Genomic DNA, 14,695 nt, shown 5'->3' with positions numbered 1-14,695 from the left:
GTCAGAACTGCTGCATGGACGTCAACGACAGCTGGGCGGTGCCCAGTTCGTCGACCGCGCCGCGCGCCACGGCGAGCGGTGTCGGGAACGACTCGTAGTGGTTCACCATGCTGAGGTAGCCCCCGTCGGCCCGCCGCATGACGTGCAGCGGCCGTCCGTCGACGGTGATCTCGACGCCCCCGGCGGACTCGACGCCCCGGATGCGGCGCCCCCGGTACATCTCGTCGAACACCTCCCGCAGCTCCGGCAGCGGACCCGCCGCCCCGGTGCGGTCGCCGTCCGCGATGCCCTCCGCGTTCACGATCGGGGCCAGCGCCCCGGCGGTCCCGCTCACGACACCTGCCCCGAACGCCGCCCTCAGCACCCCGCGGCGTGACAGATGCCGCAGCCACCCCGTCCTCGTCCTGCCGTGCGTCCGCACACTCATCCCGGCTCCCTCCGATTTCGGCCCGCTGAGCGGCGCGCCCCGCCGTGAGTGGTGCACGACGGACCGCGCCTCGTCGATGACATCGGTGACAACGAGGGCGCACCGGAACAGTTCTTCGCACCAGACCCGTCGGAGGGGCTCTGATCAGCCCTTACGGTCACGGTTCGCCCGTCCGGAGGAGTCCGCCGCCCCGTGCGGGGGAACCTCGCCCGCCCTGCGCGTACGGACGGACGGCGGCCCGCGCCGTACGCCACGATGACCGCCGGATCAGGGCCGGTCGGCCCGAGGGGAGGCTGAGGTGGAGAAGGTCCCGGCGCAGTCGGCCGTACGGCACACGGCCCGGCCGCAGCAGGAGATCGGCCTGGCGGATCCGGCGTTCTGGCAACTGCCGCCCGCCGCACGGCTCGACGCCTTCGCCTCGCTCCGGCGGCTCGACAGACCCGCGTACTTCGTGGAGCGCCCCGCCACCTGGCTCCGGCCCGAGCAGGGGTTCTACGCGCTGGTCACCCACGACGACGTGGTGCGGGCGAGCCGGCTGCCCCAGGTGTTCGCCAGTGCTCCCGGGGTCACCACGCCGGAGCCCGCCGGGTGGGTCAGGTTCCTGTTCGGCGATTCCATGGTCAACCTGGACGCCCCGCACCACACCCAGCTGCGCCGGGTCGTCTCGCGCGCCTTCACGCCGCGGCTGCTCGCCGCCGCCGACGAGGACATCCGCCGGGTCGCCGCGCGCATCGTGGACGACATGATCGCCGAACGGCCCGGCGAGTTCGTGGCATCGGTGGCCTCCCGGATGCCGTTCGAAGTCATCTGCAACCTCATGGGCATCCCGGAGCACTACCGTCCCGAGATCGCCGGACGGGTCGACCACGCCTCGGAGAACGTGGGGGTCGAGCGCGGTATCGCCACCCGCCTCCGCGTCCCCGGCCGGGGGCTGCGGGCGCTGGCCCGGATGCACCTGATGATGGCCACGCTGGGCCGCGAGCGGCGCCGGCGGCCCACCGGCGACCTCATCTCGGCCCTGGTCGGCGCGGACGTCGACGGCCAGGCGCTCGACGCCCGCCAGCTGGGGGCGTTCTTCTCGCTGCTGATGGTGGCCGGAGTGGAGACCACCCGCAACGCGATCACTCACGCGCTGGCCCTGCTGACCGACCACCCGGAGCAACGGGCCCTGCTCGCCTCGGACTTCGACCGGTACGCCGACGGCGCGGTCGACGAGATCCTGCGGCACTCGACGCCGATCATCCAGTTCCGCAGGACGGTACGGGCGGAGTACTCGCTGGGCGGGCGCACCTTCCGCCCCGGCGACAAGGTGGTCCTCTACTACGCGTCCGCCAACCGCGACGAGGCGGTCTTCCCCGACCCGGACGCCTTCGACATCACCCGCAGCCCCAACCCCCACCTGGGGTACGGGGGCGGCGGACCGCACTTCTGCCTGGGCGCCCATCTGGCCCGCCAGGAGATCAAGGCCCTCTTCCGCGAGCTGCTGAGCCGCCCGCGGGCGCTGCGCGCGGTGGGCGTCCCCGAGCTGGCCGGGTCGAACTTCGACAACCGGGTGCGCGCGCTGCGGTTCGCCTTCGACCCGCCGGCCCCGTAACGGCCCCGCCGGGGCCGGAGCACGGGCCCCGGTCCCCCGTCCGCCCGGCCGCGGAGCCGGGTCACCTCCGCAGCTGGGTGACCGGCAGCAGGCAGTGCGCGGACGTGCTGAGCATGGTCTCGTCGCCGACGAACGCGGTGAGCGTCTCCTCGGACACCTGCCGGCCCGGGGCCGCCTCCGGCCACGGCTTCGCGGCGAACATGAAGTGCACCTCGCCCTGGTCGGCGACGGCCCGGAGCCACTCGGCCGGGACGGTGCACTGGGCTTTCAGGTACGGCATGTCGAGCACCGCCTGACCGCCCTCGACGAGCAGCCGTACCGGGAAGCCGGGCCGCGAGCCGTCGGCCAGCTCGCTGCCCATCGGGATGCCCAGCTCGGCGAAGACCGCACGGACCGCGGCCTCACCGGCCTCGGCCCCGTCCTTCCCGTCGCCGAGCGAGTACGCGAGCAGATAGGGCTTGTTGTGCGTGTCGGGGTCGCCGGACCAGGCGAGCACGGAGAGCGTGCCCAACTGGGCGCGTCGGGCGGTGCTGGTGGCGGTCTGGGATGCGGTCATGGCTCGGGACCCTAGTGGCGGGCCACCCCGCCGAAGGCGGCCGTTCACCCGGATGGAGCAATCGGGCAGCCCAAAGCCATCACTTCAGGGCGTGTGTGCGGCGACCCCGTGCACCGGTCGCCCGACAGGCCCTCAGAGCTTCCAGACCGCCGTGGTGGTGTCCGCTCCGCTCCCGTCGCCGAAGTGCACCGAGGCCACGGACGCGGTCTCCGGCACCTCGAACACGAACCAGCCCTCGTCCCGTTCCCCCGCGGCGAGCGACCGGTACACGAAGGGCGCGCCGGTCGTCAGCTCACCCGTGGCGACCGGCCGGTGGCGCTGCCCCGCGCTGTCGACGATCCAGACGGAACCGGGGACCGCACGGTAGGCGGTACCGCCCACATTGACGATCTCGAACTCGATCCCCGTCCGGCGCAGCCCCGGCCCCGCGGCGGGCCCGGCCATCACGGTGATCGCCGGGTCGACGAAGGCGCCCGTGGTGACCTGGAGGTGGCGGCCTTTCCCCGCCCCGCTCCCCGCCCCCCGCAGATCGGCCGTGTCGCCGAGCCGCGCGGGGGCCGACGCGCTGCCCGGGGGTCCGGCCGCCGGACGGACGGTGGCGGTCCCCGCCGGGCCGGCGTCGTCGGTGCCGGGCGAACCCTGACAGGCCGTGAGGCCCAGCAGCAGGACCGCGAGCAGTGCGGATCTCGGAACGTTCATGTGCTCTCCATATGCCATCTGCCGAACTTGCTTCGGCAGAGCGGGAGTTGACCGGAGAGGCGACTGCGGGAGGACGGGCTGCCCAGGACCGTGCGGGCCTGGACAGCCCGGCAGGGAAACGAAGTTCCCCATGCGACGCCGTGGTCAACGATTGACGGTTGAATGTGTTACTGCCGGGACGCCGTACCGCATGCCGTACCGCACGCCGTCCGGGGGACCGGACTCACCGCACGCCTGCCCGCGACCGGACCTCCCCCGGCTGCCCGGGTACGGACCCGGACCGGCTCAGCCTGTACCGGACCCCGCGCACCAGCCGTCCCGCGGTGAAGGTGGCCCCGTGCACGAAACGCATCGACGGGCCGAACGACGGCGCGGCCAGCAGCCCCGCGAAGAACAGTCCGGGGTACGAGGACTCGAACCCCGCGCTCAGCTCCGGCGAGCGGCTGGGACCGACGGTCGCCAGCGAGCACCGCAGCCGGTCGTCGAGCATGCCCAGACGGCCGAGGTCCGGAGTGAAACCGGTGGCCGCGACGACATGGTCGGTCTCGACGGTCCGGGTGCCCGTACGGGTTCCGGCGGCGGCCAGCACGAGCCGCACCCGGCCGTCCGCCTCGGTGGCGCTCAGCATCTCGTGCCCCAGCTCCACCGGCACCCGCTGCTCGAAGCGGTCGCGCAGCCACCAGGCACCGGCAGGGCCCAGCGCGGTGGCGGCGATCCGGGCCCGGGTGCGGCCCGGCAGATGACGTACGCAGCCGGGGATCTCCGACCAGACCCAGCTGCTCCAGCCCGTGCCGAGGCCGCTGTGCGGTTCGCGGAGCGCGCGCAGCGGGCTCCGGCGCAGCGGCTGCGGCGGGGTGTTCCAGTGCAGTCGGTCCGCGCGGGCCAGCAGCCTCGGCCGGGCGCCGTGTTCGGCGAGCAGGGCCGCGGTCTCCAGCGCCGCCTGGCCCGCGCCCACCACCGTCACGTCCTGGCCGGCGAAGCGGCTCAGGTCCCGGTGGCCGCTGCTGTGCGAGTAGCGGTCGCCGGGCAGCGCCCGCAGCGGGGCGGGGATGTTGACGAACGGCAGCACGCCGATCGCGAGGGCCACCGTGCGCGTACGGAACGACTCGCCCTCGGCCGTCTCGACCAGGAACCCGCCGGGGCCCGGCACCACCCGGGTGACGGTCAGTTCCTCGGGCCGCGGCGCGGCCCGCCGGGCGAACCACAGGCCGTACTCGGTGAAGGTGCTGATGGCGAGCGGGTTGCCGTGGGTGGGGCGCAGGCCGCGGGCGGAGCAGTACGCGTCGAGGGTGTGGCGGCCCGCCGGGTCGGACAGGTTGGACGCCCAGGGCTCCGACTTCAGGAACATGCCGTGCGGCATGTGGTCGCGCCAGGACGCCATCGGCCTGCCGAGCACCCGGGTCCGCAGCCCTGCGGTCGCGGCATGGGCGGCTACGGACAGCCCGTAGGGACCGGCTCCGATGACTGCCAGGTCGTACATGATGCGGTCCTCGCTCTTTCTCATCGTGGCGCGGACGCCGGGTCGAGAGGGTGGGTGGAACTCCCGCCGGGAGAGGCCCGGGTGGCGGGCACTCCGCCGCCTCGGCGCGGCCCCGGACGCAGCCGCCGCGCGCCCTTGCGCAGCCCCTTGCCGCACCACACCGCGCCCATGGCCAGGAAGGGGGAGACGTCGTCGCCCGCGAACCAGGCCCGCTCGGTACCGGCCTTTTCGGTACCGGCCCGCCCGCCCCCGCGCGTACCGCCCGCCGCGAAGGGCCAGGGGCGGCCCCCCGAGGCGAGCAGCGAGAGCAGCGCGTAGTTCTCCGCGACGAAGACCCGGCCGGGGCGGGCGGCCGGAGGGGGCACGGTGCGGCCGGTCAGATCCAGGTACTGCGCCCGTACGACATCGAGCCCCGACCGGTCGGTGAAGAGGCGGAACTGGGCGCCGGGGCGCGGGTTGAAGTCCAGCAGGTGGAACCGGCCGGTCGACGGGTCGCGGCGGAAGTCGAGGTCGAGGATGCCGCGGTAGCCGACATGGGCGGCCAGCCGCCCGGCGGCCAGCTCCACCTCCCGGTTGGGCTGCCAGCTGCCCATCGCGGTGAGCCCGGCGCGGACCGGCCAGGACAGCACCTTGCGGCCGGTGCCGCCCATCAGGCAGCGGTCCCGGTCGGCGAAGTAGCCGTGGAAGAACCAGTCGTTGCCCGGCTCGTACGGCAGCCAGCGCTGGAGGAGCAGCCTGCTGCCCGCCGTGGTGTGCTGCTCGTACAGCCGTGCCGCGTCGGCCGCCGAGCGCACCAGCGTCGTACTGCGCAGCCCCGAACCGGTGGGCAGCAGCCAGGGCCGGCTCCACTTGGCGACCATCGGCAGGCCCAGTTCGCGGGCCGCCGACGCCGCGTCGGCGGCGCTGCCGGGGATCACCGTGGCCGGATGGGCGATCCCCGACTCGGCACAGAGCCCGGCGAGTTCGGACTTGTCGGCGAGCCGCTCCGGCAGGTCGAGCGGCTGCGCGGGCAGCAGGTAGCGCCCGGTCAGCCGCGGGGCGAGCGCGGCGACGTGGATGGCGCTGATGTCGTCCATCGCGATCAGTACGGCCGGTCTGCCGATCCGGTCGGAGATCCTCAGGAGCATCTTCCGGAAGACGTCAGGGGTGATGCGGCCCTGCGGCCGGAGGTGCGAGTGGTGCAGATGGCGCGACCTGGTGACGGGGCTGTCGGCCGACTCGACCACGGCATGGACCTCCACCCCGGCCCGCCCCAGCGACCTGACGGCCCCGAGGGTGCCGTGGTGCAGGGGATTGCGGTCGAGCCGGAGGAGCAGGGCCGGAGCCCCGGCGCCGAACGGTGGCATGCACGTCACGTCTTTCACCTGGATGGAGCTGACTGGAAGTCACCGGGCCCGCAGATGGGCTAATGCCGGGTGCCCGAGCGGCCCGTGGGTTGCACGGTGTGACCAGAGCCGATGAGTCCGCCGATTCAGTGACTCGGAACCAGTGGGATCGACGAGGAGGAGCCGTATGCCTCACCACCACCGCCGGCTGACGGGCGCGTGCATCGGAACCGTGGCCGCCGGTCTTCTCATGACCGGCGCGGGCCTCGCGCAGGGGGCGCCCCTCCCGTTGCCTCCCGGACCCGCGCCCGCCGGATCCGCACCGCCCGGACCGGCGCCCGCCGCGTCCCCGGCCCCGGCCCCGGAGCCCGCGGTGGGCGCGTACCTGGACTACGGGGCGGCCGGTGTGCGCCGCATGGCGGACCTGTCGCGCTGGCTGGGCGGCGCGGACCTGCGGGTCGGGCACACCTACCTGCCCGGCGACGACTGGTCCAACATCGAGGGCCGGCCCGCGTTCCTGGGGACCTGGGCGGCCTGGCGGCGCGCCGAGGCCGACCGGATGTTCGTGCTCAACGTGCCCATGCAGGAGCACAACGAGGACCGGGTCTCCGACTACGAGGTCCGGGACCTGATCCAGCAGGGCGCCCGCGGCGACTTCGACGAGCACTACCGCAAGCTCGCCCGGCGGCTGGTGTCCCTGGGGGTGCCCGACACGGTGGTCGTGCTGGGCTGGGAGATGAACGGGACGACGTTCACGTCCCGCTGCGGACCGGACCCCGAGGGCTGGAAGACGTACTGGAACCGGATCGTCGCGGCGATGCGCTCCGTGCCCGGTCAGAAGTTCACCTTCGACTTCGCGCCCAACCGCGGCCCGGACGATGTGCCCTGGACCGCGTGCTACCCGGGTGACGACTCGGTCGACGTCATCGGGATGGACTCCTACGACCAGCCGCCGGGCAACAGCTTCGACGACCAGGTGAAGGGGCCGTACGGGCTCCAGGCACAGGTCGACTTCGCCGCCGCGCACCGGAAGCAGATCTCCTACCCGGAGTGGGGACTGTTCAAGAACGGCGACAACACCGACTACATGCGCCGGATGCTCGACTGGTTCGACGTGCACAGACCGCTCTACCAGACCATCACGGACTACTGCCCGCACGGGGTGTGGCAGTGCGGGCAGAACCCGAGGGCGGCGGAGATCTTCCGGACGAAGGTGTCCGAGGAGGCCAAGCCTGAGGAGACGGGGTCGGCGGAGACGGGGTCGGAGGAGACGGGGTCGGCGGAGACGGGGTCGGCGGAGACGGGGTCGGCGGAGACGGGGTCGGCGGAGACGGGACCGCAGCCGAGTACGCAGCCCGGTACCCCGCCGAGCGCCCGGCCCAGCACGCAGCCCAGCACGCAGCCCACGCCCGGGACCGGCACGCCCCCCGTCGCACCGGATGCCCCACCGCAGACCAACACCAGGGAGTGGTGCCTCCCGGCCGGTCTGGGCGAGTGGCTCGGCCGGTGGGTGGATCCCCGGCAGATCTGCGTCGGTCTCCCGGGCCGCTGACAGCGCCGTGTACGGCGGGCAGGGCGTCATCTCCCGGCGCCCGCCCGCCAGTTGTCGATCCTGGTCCGCCACTCGCGCACCACGGGCACGAGTGCTCGCGCCGTCCCGGCCGCCCGCTCCCGGCCGGCCAACTGGGCCGCGTACAGGCTCAGGACCGGCGCGAGCGCGGACGGCGCGAGCAGCAGCCGCTGGTTGGTGACGACGGCCGGGCGCCAGTGGCACTTGTACGGCTCGGTGCCGCGCAGCAGGCTGATCACGCTCCGGCCGGTCTCGGCGGCGTGCCGGGCGTCGCGGCGCAGCAGCATCGTCGCGACGTCGACCTTCCTGGTACGGAGCTGCGGGTCGGCCCCGTACAGATAGCCGCCGGTGAGCCGCGCGGACTGGAGCGTGACATTGGCGGCGATCACCGCGCCGTCCAGCCGGTACTCGGTGAGCGCCGCGTCGCCGTCCCTGACCATGCGCTGGGTGGCGCGTGTCAGATGTTCGGCGAAGCGCGGCCTGAGGTGCTCGGGGGTGACCCCGCGCCCGCGCCACTGGAGTTCATGGAGCCGCAGCAACTCCCTCACAGAGCCTGGCACTTCATGCTCCGTGACGGTGCGCTCCTCGATCCGGAGCGCGTCCAGCTTGCGCAGTTTCGCCCGGACCCGCTGGGCCCTGGAGGCCGCGAGCCGCTTCATGAGCGCGTCGATGGGCTCGGCGGGAAGCTCCAGACAGACGGAGTCGTCGAGCCTGCGCCGCACCCCCGGCCAGCGGTCGAAGAGCTGCTCGGCGGCGGCCCCGGGGCGCACCTCGCGCAGGTCGATCACCGCGTGCCGCGCGGCCCGCCGGAGCCCCTCGGCCAGGGCGGACAGCGTGCCGGGCGGGTCCGTGGCGTCGACCAGGACGTCCGAGAAGTCGGAGATCCCACCGCCGAGCGGCACGAGCAGCGGCAGCGGCCGGTGCACCAGCATCAGCGGCGCGGCGCCCACCAGCCGGCCGTCGCGCCGTACCAGAACCACCCGCAGCCGGCCCGGCGTGCCGTACGACAGCCACCAGGAGTGCAGCCAGGAATGGCTCTGGAACGGAGTGGCGGTCGCGCAACCGCGGTGCAGCGCCGTCCACTCCCGCTCCAGCGCGGCGAACTGCCCGGCCTCCCGGCACAGCGTCACCACGAGGCCCGGCCGGGGCCCGGTCGCCACGGGCATCAGACGTGTTCCTTCACCTGGGCGAGTTCAGCGGGGGCCGGGACGTTGCCGGCGGGGGCCGGGACGTTACTGGCGGGGCTCCACTGCTTACGGCGCGGGCGCACCAGCAGGGCGAGGGCGCCGACGAGGCCGCCCGCGCAGCCGCCGACGGCCGCGGCCAGGGGCCGCGACGGCGAGGCGGCCGTCGAGGGGGCGACGGCCTGCGAGAAGAGGACGAGCCGGACGCCGGTGTTCTTCGCCGCGCCGTTGCCGCTGAGCGTGAGGGCGTCGGCGACCGCGTTGGCGATGTCGGCGGCCTTGCCCGGCCGGGTCGCCGTGCCGGTGATCCCGATCATCGGGGACTCCGGCGAGGTCTCCGTCCGGACGTGCCGTCCCAGCGTTCGGGCCGGGACGCCCGCGGCGGTCTGGGCGTAGGCCAGGGTGGCGGTGCTGGTGGAGATGCGTCCGTACGCCTGGGCGAAGCCGAGGGCGGTGGCCGCGTCGGAGCCGGTCTCGGGCACCGCGACGACGTAACTGGTGGCGTCGTACGCACGCGGCGCGAGCACTCCGTACGCCGCCCCGCCCGCCAGGCCGACGAGGGCGCACACCGGCAGCGGCCACCAGACCGGCGTCGCGAACCTACGGCGCCGGAAGATCCGCCGGGTGTCGAGCTCTTCCTTGGGTGCATCGGTCATGGGTCGCTCACTTCTTCGTCGGGTGCACGGAACCGTGTTCAGGGGGATGGCGATCTGGGGGCGGCGATCAGAGGACGGCGTTCAGGGGATCGCGTTCAGGGACGGAAAGGCGCGGTCGCGGGCCGGCGCGCGGGCGACGGCGCGCGTGTACACCCCCAGCAGACCGGCGGCGCTGCGCACGATGTCGTAGTGGCCGACGAGCGGCGGTGGCGCCAACCGCCTCTGCCCGGCGTCGAGTTGCCGTCGTAGCTCCGCCTCCAGCGCGTCGGCCCGGCTCTCGACCCGGACGGCGCCGGGCGTCAGCGCCGCGGGCAGGTCGTCGACGGCGGGGCAGGCGGCGTGGAGGACGGGCAGCCCGGCGGCCAGCGCCTCGACCACGGCCAGCCCGAACGACTCCTCCTCGGAGGCGGAGACGAAGACGTCCAGAGCGGCCAGTACGGCGGGAACGGTGAGGGCGGCGGGAACGGTGAGGGCGGTGGGATCGGTGAGGGCGGTGGGATCGGCCGGCGCCCCGGCATCCCGTGCCGCGCCCCCGGCCACGCCCCTCTCCTCGCCCCTCTCCACGCCCCTCTCTGGGCCCCTCTCCGCGCCCCGCGTCCCGTCCCCCGCCGCGCACTCGCCGAGGAACCGCACCCGGTCGGCCACCCCCAACTGCCCGGCCAGCGCGGCCAGCGACGCCCGCTCGGGCCCGTCCCCCGCCAGCAGCAGCCGCACCCCGGGCAGCCCCGCGACAGCCCGTACCAGCAGGTCGAACCGCTTGCCCGGCACCAGTCGGCCCACCCCGCCCACCACGAACGCACCCTCGGGCAGCCCCAGTCGGGCCCGCGTCGCGGCCCGGCGCAGCGGGTCGTACCGGTAGGTGTCCACCTCGATGCCGTTCGGTACGACATGGATGCGCCGCGCCGGAATCCCCCAGCCGCGCAACCGGTCCGCGACGGTCGCCGAGACGGCCACCGTCGCCGAGCCGAGCCGCTCGGTGCGCAGGTACAGCTCGCGGGTGGAACGGGTGAGCGGGCGCCCCTCGATGTACCGCTCGCCCAGCGAGTGTTCGGTGGCGACGACGGCCCGGACCCCGGCCGTCCGGGCCGCGATCCGGCCGTACACACAGGCGCGGTAGAGATGGGTGTGGACCAGGTCGTACCCGCCCCGCCGGACGAGCCTGGCCAGCCGGGGCAGCGCGGCGAGGTCGCGGTTGCCCTTCATCTCCAGGTGCGTGACCGGCACCCCGTCGGCGCGCAGCCCCTCGGCGACCGGGCCCGGGTTGGTGAGGGTGACCACCTCGCACTCGACCGGCAGGTGCCGCAGCAGCAGCCGCAGTTGCTGCTCGGCTCCGCCGACCCCGAGCCCGGTGATGACGTGCAGGACCTTCACCGGCCACCCCCGCGCCGCAGCCCCCCGGCCCGGTGCAGCAACTGCTTCGTGCGCAGCCGCAGCCCGCGGTCCGCGTGGCTGATGTGGGCGCGCGCCAGCGCGTGGTCGCCGCCGAGCGGACCGGGGTCGATGGCGCAGCCGTAGGTGTACCCGGCGTCCCGTACGGCGTCGACGGTCCGCCGGTCGATGGCGCCGTACGGGTAGCAGAAGCCGTCCGGCGCGCTTCCGGTGATCCGGCCGAGCAGCTCGCGGCTGCCCAGGATCTCCTTGCGCAGGACGTCCTCCGTGGTCCCGGTGAGGTCCTGGTGGCACTGGCCGTGCGACCCGATCTCCATACCCGCGTCGGCCGCGGCCCTGATGCCCGCCGCGGTGAGCAGCGGTTTGCGCGGGCCCAGCGCGTCCCAGGCGTTCTCACCGCCGAGCCTGCCGGGCAGGACGAACACCGTCGCGGTGCACCCGTGGCGCTGCAGCAGCGGCAGCGCGTGGTCGAGGAAGTCGCGGTACCCGTCGTCGAAGGTCAGCCCGACGAGCCCGCGGTCGCGCCCGGCCGCGCGGGCCCGCAGCAGCGCGCCGACGCCGACACCGGTCAGCCCGTTCCGGCGCAGCCAGCGCAGTTGGAGGTCCAGCCGCGCGGGGGCGACGGTGATGCCGTACGGATCGTCGGACGGGTCGCCCACCGAGTGGTACATCAGGATCCACGGCCGGGTGCGCGGGCGGGTTGCGAGCGGGGCGGCGTCACGGGACGCCGTGTCAGCGGACATGACGGATCCTTTGTTCGGCGAGGTCGAGCAGACCGGCGACCTCGGGCGAGCGGAGCGCCAGCGCGGCGGCGGTGAAGACACCGGGCACCAGCAGGCAGCCGAGCGCGAGACCCAGCGGCGCGCCCGGCACCAGCGGCGTGACCAGCCAGCCCGCCGCTCCGGCCGCGGTGGCGGCGACGGTCAGCCTGCCGAGCGTCGCGGTGACCGCGCGCACCCGGATGGGGACCACCCGCGAGCCGAGCCCGCGGAGCAGCAGCAGCGCGGTGACGGTGATGCCCAGGGCGTTGGCCGCGGCGATGCCGTACACCCCCCACGGCCCGACCGCGAGGGCCCCGGCGACCGTGTTGACGAGCAGCCCGGCGGCCATCGCGGCGGCCGGGAACCAGGTGGGCCGGGTCGTCGAGAAGAACGGCCTGCCCAGCGCGCCGACCAGGCACTGGCCGAGCAGCCCGAGCGCGTACACCCGCATCACGGCGGCCGTCGTCGCGGTGTCCCGGGCGGTGAACAGGCCGCGTTGGAAAAGGACTTCGACGATCTGCGGCGCGCAGGCGACGACCACCGCGGTGCCCATCAGCACCACGACCCCGGCCAGCGCGAGGTCCCGCTCCACCCGGCGGCGCGCCTGGTCCTCGTCGCCGTCCGACACGGCCTGGGCGACCACCGGGAAGGTGACCGTACAGATCATCAGGGACAGCACCATCGGCACCTGCGCGACCTTCTGCGCGTAGTTGAGGTGCGAGATGGCCCCGGCGGGCAGCGCCGCGGCGAGGAACCGCTCGATGAGGACCTGGGACTGGCGGCAGAGGGTGAAGACGATGACGGGCGCCAGCACCCCGAGGCCGAGCAGCGCGGGCCGCGCGGGCCGGACCGGCGCCGTACCACCGCGGACCAGCAGCCCTTCCGCGCCCGGGCCGGCTGCCATCTTCCGTACGAAGAACGGCAGTTGGGCCAGCACCATCAGCACACTGCCCGCGGCGACCCCGGCCGCCGCGGCCCGCACCCCCCACAGCGAGTGCAGCACCAGCATGGTCACGATGATGCCGACGTTGTACGCCAGGTAGATGGAGGCGGGCGGCAGATAGCTGCGGTGCGCGCGCAGCGCCGCGCTGAGGTAGCCGGTGATACCGAACGAGAGCACCGTGACGGCCGTCAGCCGGGTGCATTCCACGGCCAGTCGGGGATCGGCGAGACCGGGCGCCAGTACGTCCACGACCACCGGCGCACCCAGCACCAGCGCCCCGGTGGCGCACCCGAGCAGGACGAACAGCCGGGGCAGCGTGCCGGAGACCAGGGTGCGTACGGGGTCCGGGTGGTCCCCCGCCGCGCGCCGGGCGAGCGCGTGGCTGAAGGCCGGGACGAGCACCAGCGCCATCGCGTCCTCGATGAGCAGCGTGGACGCCATCTCGGGCACGGTCCAGGAGATCAGGAACGCGTCGCTGTCCGGGCCCGCGCCGAAGAGGTGCGCGATGGTCTGGTCCCGGACCAGCCCGAGCAGCGAACCGGCGATGGTCAGCGCGGCGGTGACGGCCGCCGCCCTGGCCAGTACCCGGCCGAGCCGTGGCGGCCCCTGCTCGGCGGGCGGCGCGAGCGCGGCGGCGGGAACGGCCGGGGGCGGCACGGCCGTCCGGGCTCCGGCGCGCGCTTGTGCGCCCGTGGTCGTCTCGTTCACGCCTGCTCCGGAATCCGGGCCCCGGCGAACCGCGTACCGGGACCCGGCCCGGCCAGCGCCCACCAGGCGATGAGGCCGAAGACGATGCCGGTGAGGGCGGTGGAGGGGCCGCCGATGTCGGCGTACAGGAAGTCGACGGCCTGCCAGACCGCGAGCCCCACCGCGACGAGTCCGCAGTCGGCGGCGGACCCACCGGATCCGCCGAACCCCCGGGTTCTCCGGGCGCCGAGCAGTCTGCGTACCCCGCCCACCAGCAGCGCGGCCCAGCTCCCGGCCAGCGCGGTGACGCCGATGAGGCCCTGCTCGCTGAGCACCAGCAGATACATGTTGTGCGGCGAGAGCAGCGGCTGACGCTCGTAGGCGTGGCCCGCGCCCGCGGTGTCGCTGCCCGAGGAGAGCCCGAGCGAGGCGTGCCCGTCGCGATGGGCGGGGAACCCCTTGAGGCCGACACCGGTCACGGGCTCCTGCTGCCACATGCTCACCGCGGCGGCCCACATCGTGTACCGGTCGGTGACCGACTGGTCGGGGGCGTCGGTGACCCGGGTGATGCTGCTGAGCCGCTCCGCGATGAGCTGCGAACCGACCCCGAACCCCCCGACCAGGACGACCGCCGCCGCGATCAGCGCGGCCAGCACCCGCACCGCCGTACGCAGCCCGGCGAGCAGGACGACCACGAGACCCGCGAGGACCGTGGCGATCCACGCCCCCCGGCTGAAGGAGAACACCAGGGGCACCAGGAGCGCGACGGCGACGAGGAGTGCGACGGGGCGCAGCCACCGGGGCGCGCCGGGCGCGGGACGGAGCGCCGGCGCGAGGGCGACGACCAGGCCGTACGCCACGACGGTGGCCATCCCCATGATGTCCGTGGGGCCGAAGGTGCCGACCGCCCGGACGTCGGAGCCCATGTAGGAGGCGCCGGTACCGGTGGCGTACTGGTCGACGCCGACGGCCCCCTGGACCACCGCGAGCACGACGAAGGACCCGGCCACCACCCGGAAGTCACCGGCGTCCCTGAGCAGCAGCACGACGGCGGCCGGGACCAGCACGAACAGCTGGAGGTACCGCACGAAGCCGGGCAGTGCGGCGACCGGATCGTCCGCCGTCAGGGTGGCGACGGCCAGCCCGATCACCGGGACGCCCAGCACCAGCGCGGCGGCCGGGGTCAGCGGGCGCGACCGGTGGCGCAGCAGCCGTACCGCGCAGAACAGCACGAGGAACGCCGACGCCACATCGGAGACGGAGACGTTGGTGGAGGTGCTGGAGCCGTTCCCGAACTCGACGGGGACGGCCAGCAGCAGCACCGGCGCGACGACGGGTACGACCGGCCACCGGAGGAACAACCGCCGGGCGGGCCGGTGCCTACGCGGCCGGGGCAGGGCGGTCTCGGTGCCGAGGGCGGTCAT

The 14,695-nt window shown here is 74.4% G+C and carries 13 protein-coding genes; 2 read left to right on the top strand and 11 right to left on the bottom strand.

Annotated features, from left to right (window positions below; translation table 11 throughout):
• Position 1: 1 nt before the first annotated feature.
• Positions 2-427: a tyrosinase cofactor gene (locus NBY69_RS20820; protein ID WP_250302554.1), complete on the bottom strand. Its 426-nt coding sequence runs from the start codon at positions 425-427 to the stop codon at positions 2-4.
• A 298-nt stretch (positions 428-725) separates the two neighbouring features.
• Here NBY69_RS20820 and NBY69_RS20815 point away from each other — a divergent pair, with 298 nt between their 5' ends.
• Entirely contained in the window at positions 726-2,021 is a 1,296-nt protein-coding gene (locus NBY69_RS20815; RefSeq protein WP_374211307.1) for a cytochrome P450, read from the top strand.
• Between the two features lie 61 nt (positions 2,022-2,082).
• On the opposite strand, the gene NBY69_RS20810 is transcribed toward NBY69_RS20815, so the two are convergent.
• The 4 genes from NBY69_RS20810 to NBY69_RS20795 all read right to left on the bottom strand — a co-directional run bounded on the left by NBY69_RS20810 (position 2,083) and on the right by NBY69_RS20795 (position 6,102).
• Positions 2,083-2,577, bottom strand: a complete 495-nt coding sequence (locus NBY69_RS20810) for a DUF5949 family protein (RefSeq protein ID WP_250302553.1) — start codon at positions 2,575-2,577, stop codon at positions 2,083-2,085.
• 132 nt (positions 2,578-2,709) lie between these two features.
• Positions 2,710-3,276 (bottom strand): hypothetical protein, encoded by a 567-nt coding sequence (locus NBY69_RS20805; protein ID WP_250302552.1) that lies wholly within the window; start codon positions 3,274-3,276, stop codon positions 2,710-2,712.
• Positions 3,277-3,499: 223 nt separating this feature from the next.
• A complete protein-coding gene (locus NBY69_RS20800) occupies positions 3,500-4,756 on the bottom strand; it encodes an NAD(P)-binding domain-containing protein (protein WP_250302551.1) in 1,257 nt (418 codons plus the stop codon).
• Between the two features lie 20 nt (positions 4,757-4,776).
• The gene (locus tag NBY69_RS20795; RefSeq protein WP_250302622.1) at positions 4,777-6,102 is read right to left on the bottom strand and encodes an ATP-grasp domain-containing protein; all 1,326 of its coding nucleotides are present in this window, start codon (positions 6,100-6,102) and stop codon (positions 4,777-4,779) included.
• A 166-nt stretch (positions 6,103-6,268) separates the two neighbouring features.
• Between NBY69_RS20795 and NBY69_RS20790 the strand changes: the two genes are divergently transcribed.
• On the top strand, positions 6,269-7,633 hold the full coding sequence (locus NBY69_RS20790) for a glycoside hydrolase family 26 protein (RefSeq protein ID WP_250302550.1): 1,365 nt from the start codon (positions 6,269-6,271) through the stop codon (positions 7,631-7,633).
• A 26-nt stretch (positions 7,634-7,659) separates the two neighbouring features.
• Here the strand turns inward: NBY69_RS20790 and NBY69_RS20785 are convergent, their stop codons facing one another.
• The 6 genes from NBY69_RS20785 to NBY69_RS20760 all read right to left on the bottom strand — a co-directional run bounded on the left by NBY69_RS20785 (position 7,660) and on the right by NBY69_RS20760 (position 14,695).
• Complete coding sequence (locus NBY69_RS20785) at positions 7,660-8,817, bottom strand: GNAT family N-acetyltransferase (RefSeq protein ID WP_250302549.1); 1,158 nt, start codon at positions 8,815-8,817, stop codon at positions 7,660-7,662.
• On the bottom strand, positions 8,817-9,491 hold the full coding sequence (locus tag NBY69_RS20780; protein WP_250302548.1) for a lipopolysaccharide biosynthesis protein: 675 nt from the start codon (positions 9,489-9,491) through the stop codon (positions 8,817-8,819). Before NBY69_RS20780 ends, NBY69_RS20785 begins: the two co-directional genes overlap by 1 nt.
• Positions 9,492-9,572: 81 nt before the next feature.
• Positions 9,573-10,862 (bottom strand): glycosyltransferase, encoded by a 1,290-nt coding sequence (locus NBY69_RS20775; RefSeq protein WP_250302547.1) that lies wholly within the window; start codon positions 10,860-10,862, stop codon positions 9,573-9,575.
• A complete protein-coding gene (locus tag NBY69_RS20770) occupies positions 10,859-11,623 on the bottom strand; it encodes a polysaccharide deacetylase family protein (RefSeq protein ID WP_250302546.1) in 765 nt (254 codons plus the stop codon). Before NBY69_RS20770 ends, NBY69_RS20775 begins: the two co-directional genes overlap by 4 nt.
• Complete coding sequence (gene murJ, locus NBY69_RS20765; RefSeq protein WP_250302545.1) at positions 11,613-13,292, bottom strand: murein biosynthesis integral membrane protein MurJ; 1,680 nt, start codon at positions 13,290-13,292, stop codon at positions 11,613-11,615. The genes NBY69_RS20770 and murJ overlap by 11 nt, the downstream gene beginning before the upstream one ends.
• Complete coding sequence (locus NBY69_RS20760; RefSeq protein ID WP_250302544.1) at positions 13,289-14,695, bottom strand: O-antigen ligase; 1,407 nt, start codon at positions 14,693-14,695, stop codon at positions 13,289-13,291. The genes murJ and NBY69_RS20760 overlap by 4 nt, the downstream gene beginning before the upstream one ends.

This window comes from Streptomyces sp. A 4/2, assembly GCF_940670765.1.
GTDB lineage: Bacteria > Actinomycetota > Actinomycetes > Streptomycetales > Streptomycetaceae > Streptomyces.
This window is presented reverse-complemented; position numbering and strand designations above follow the sequence as displayed.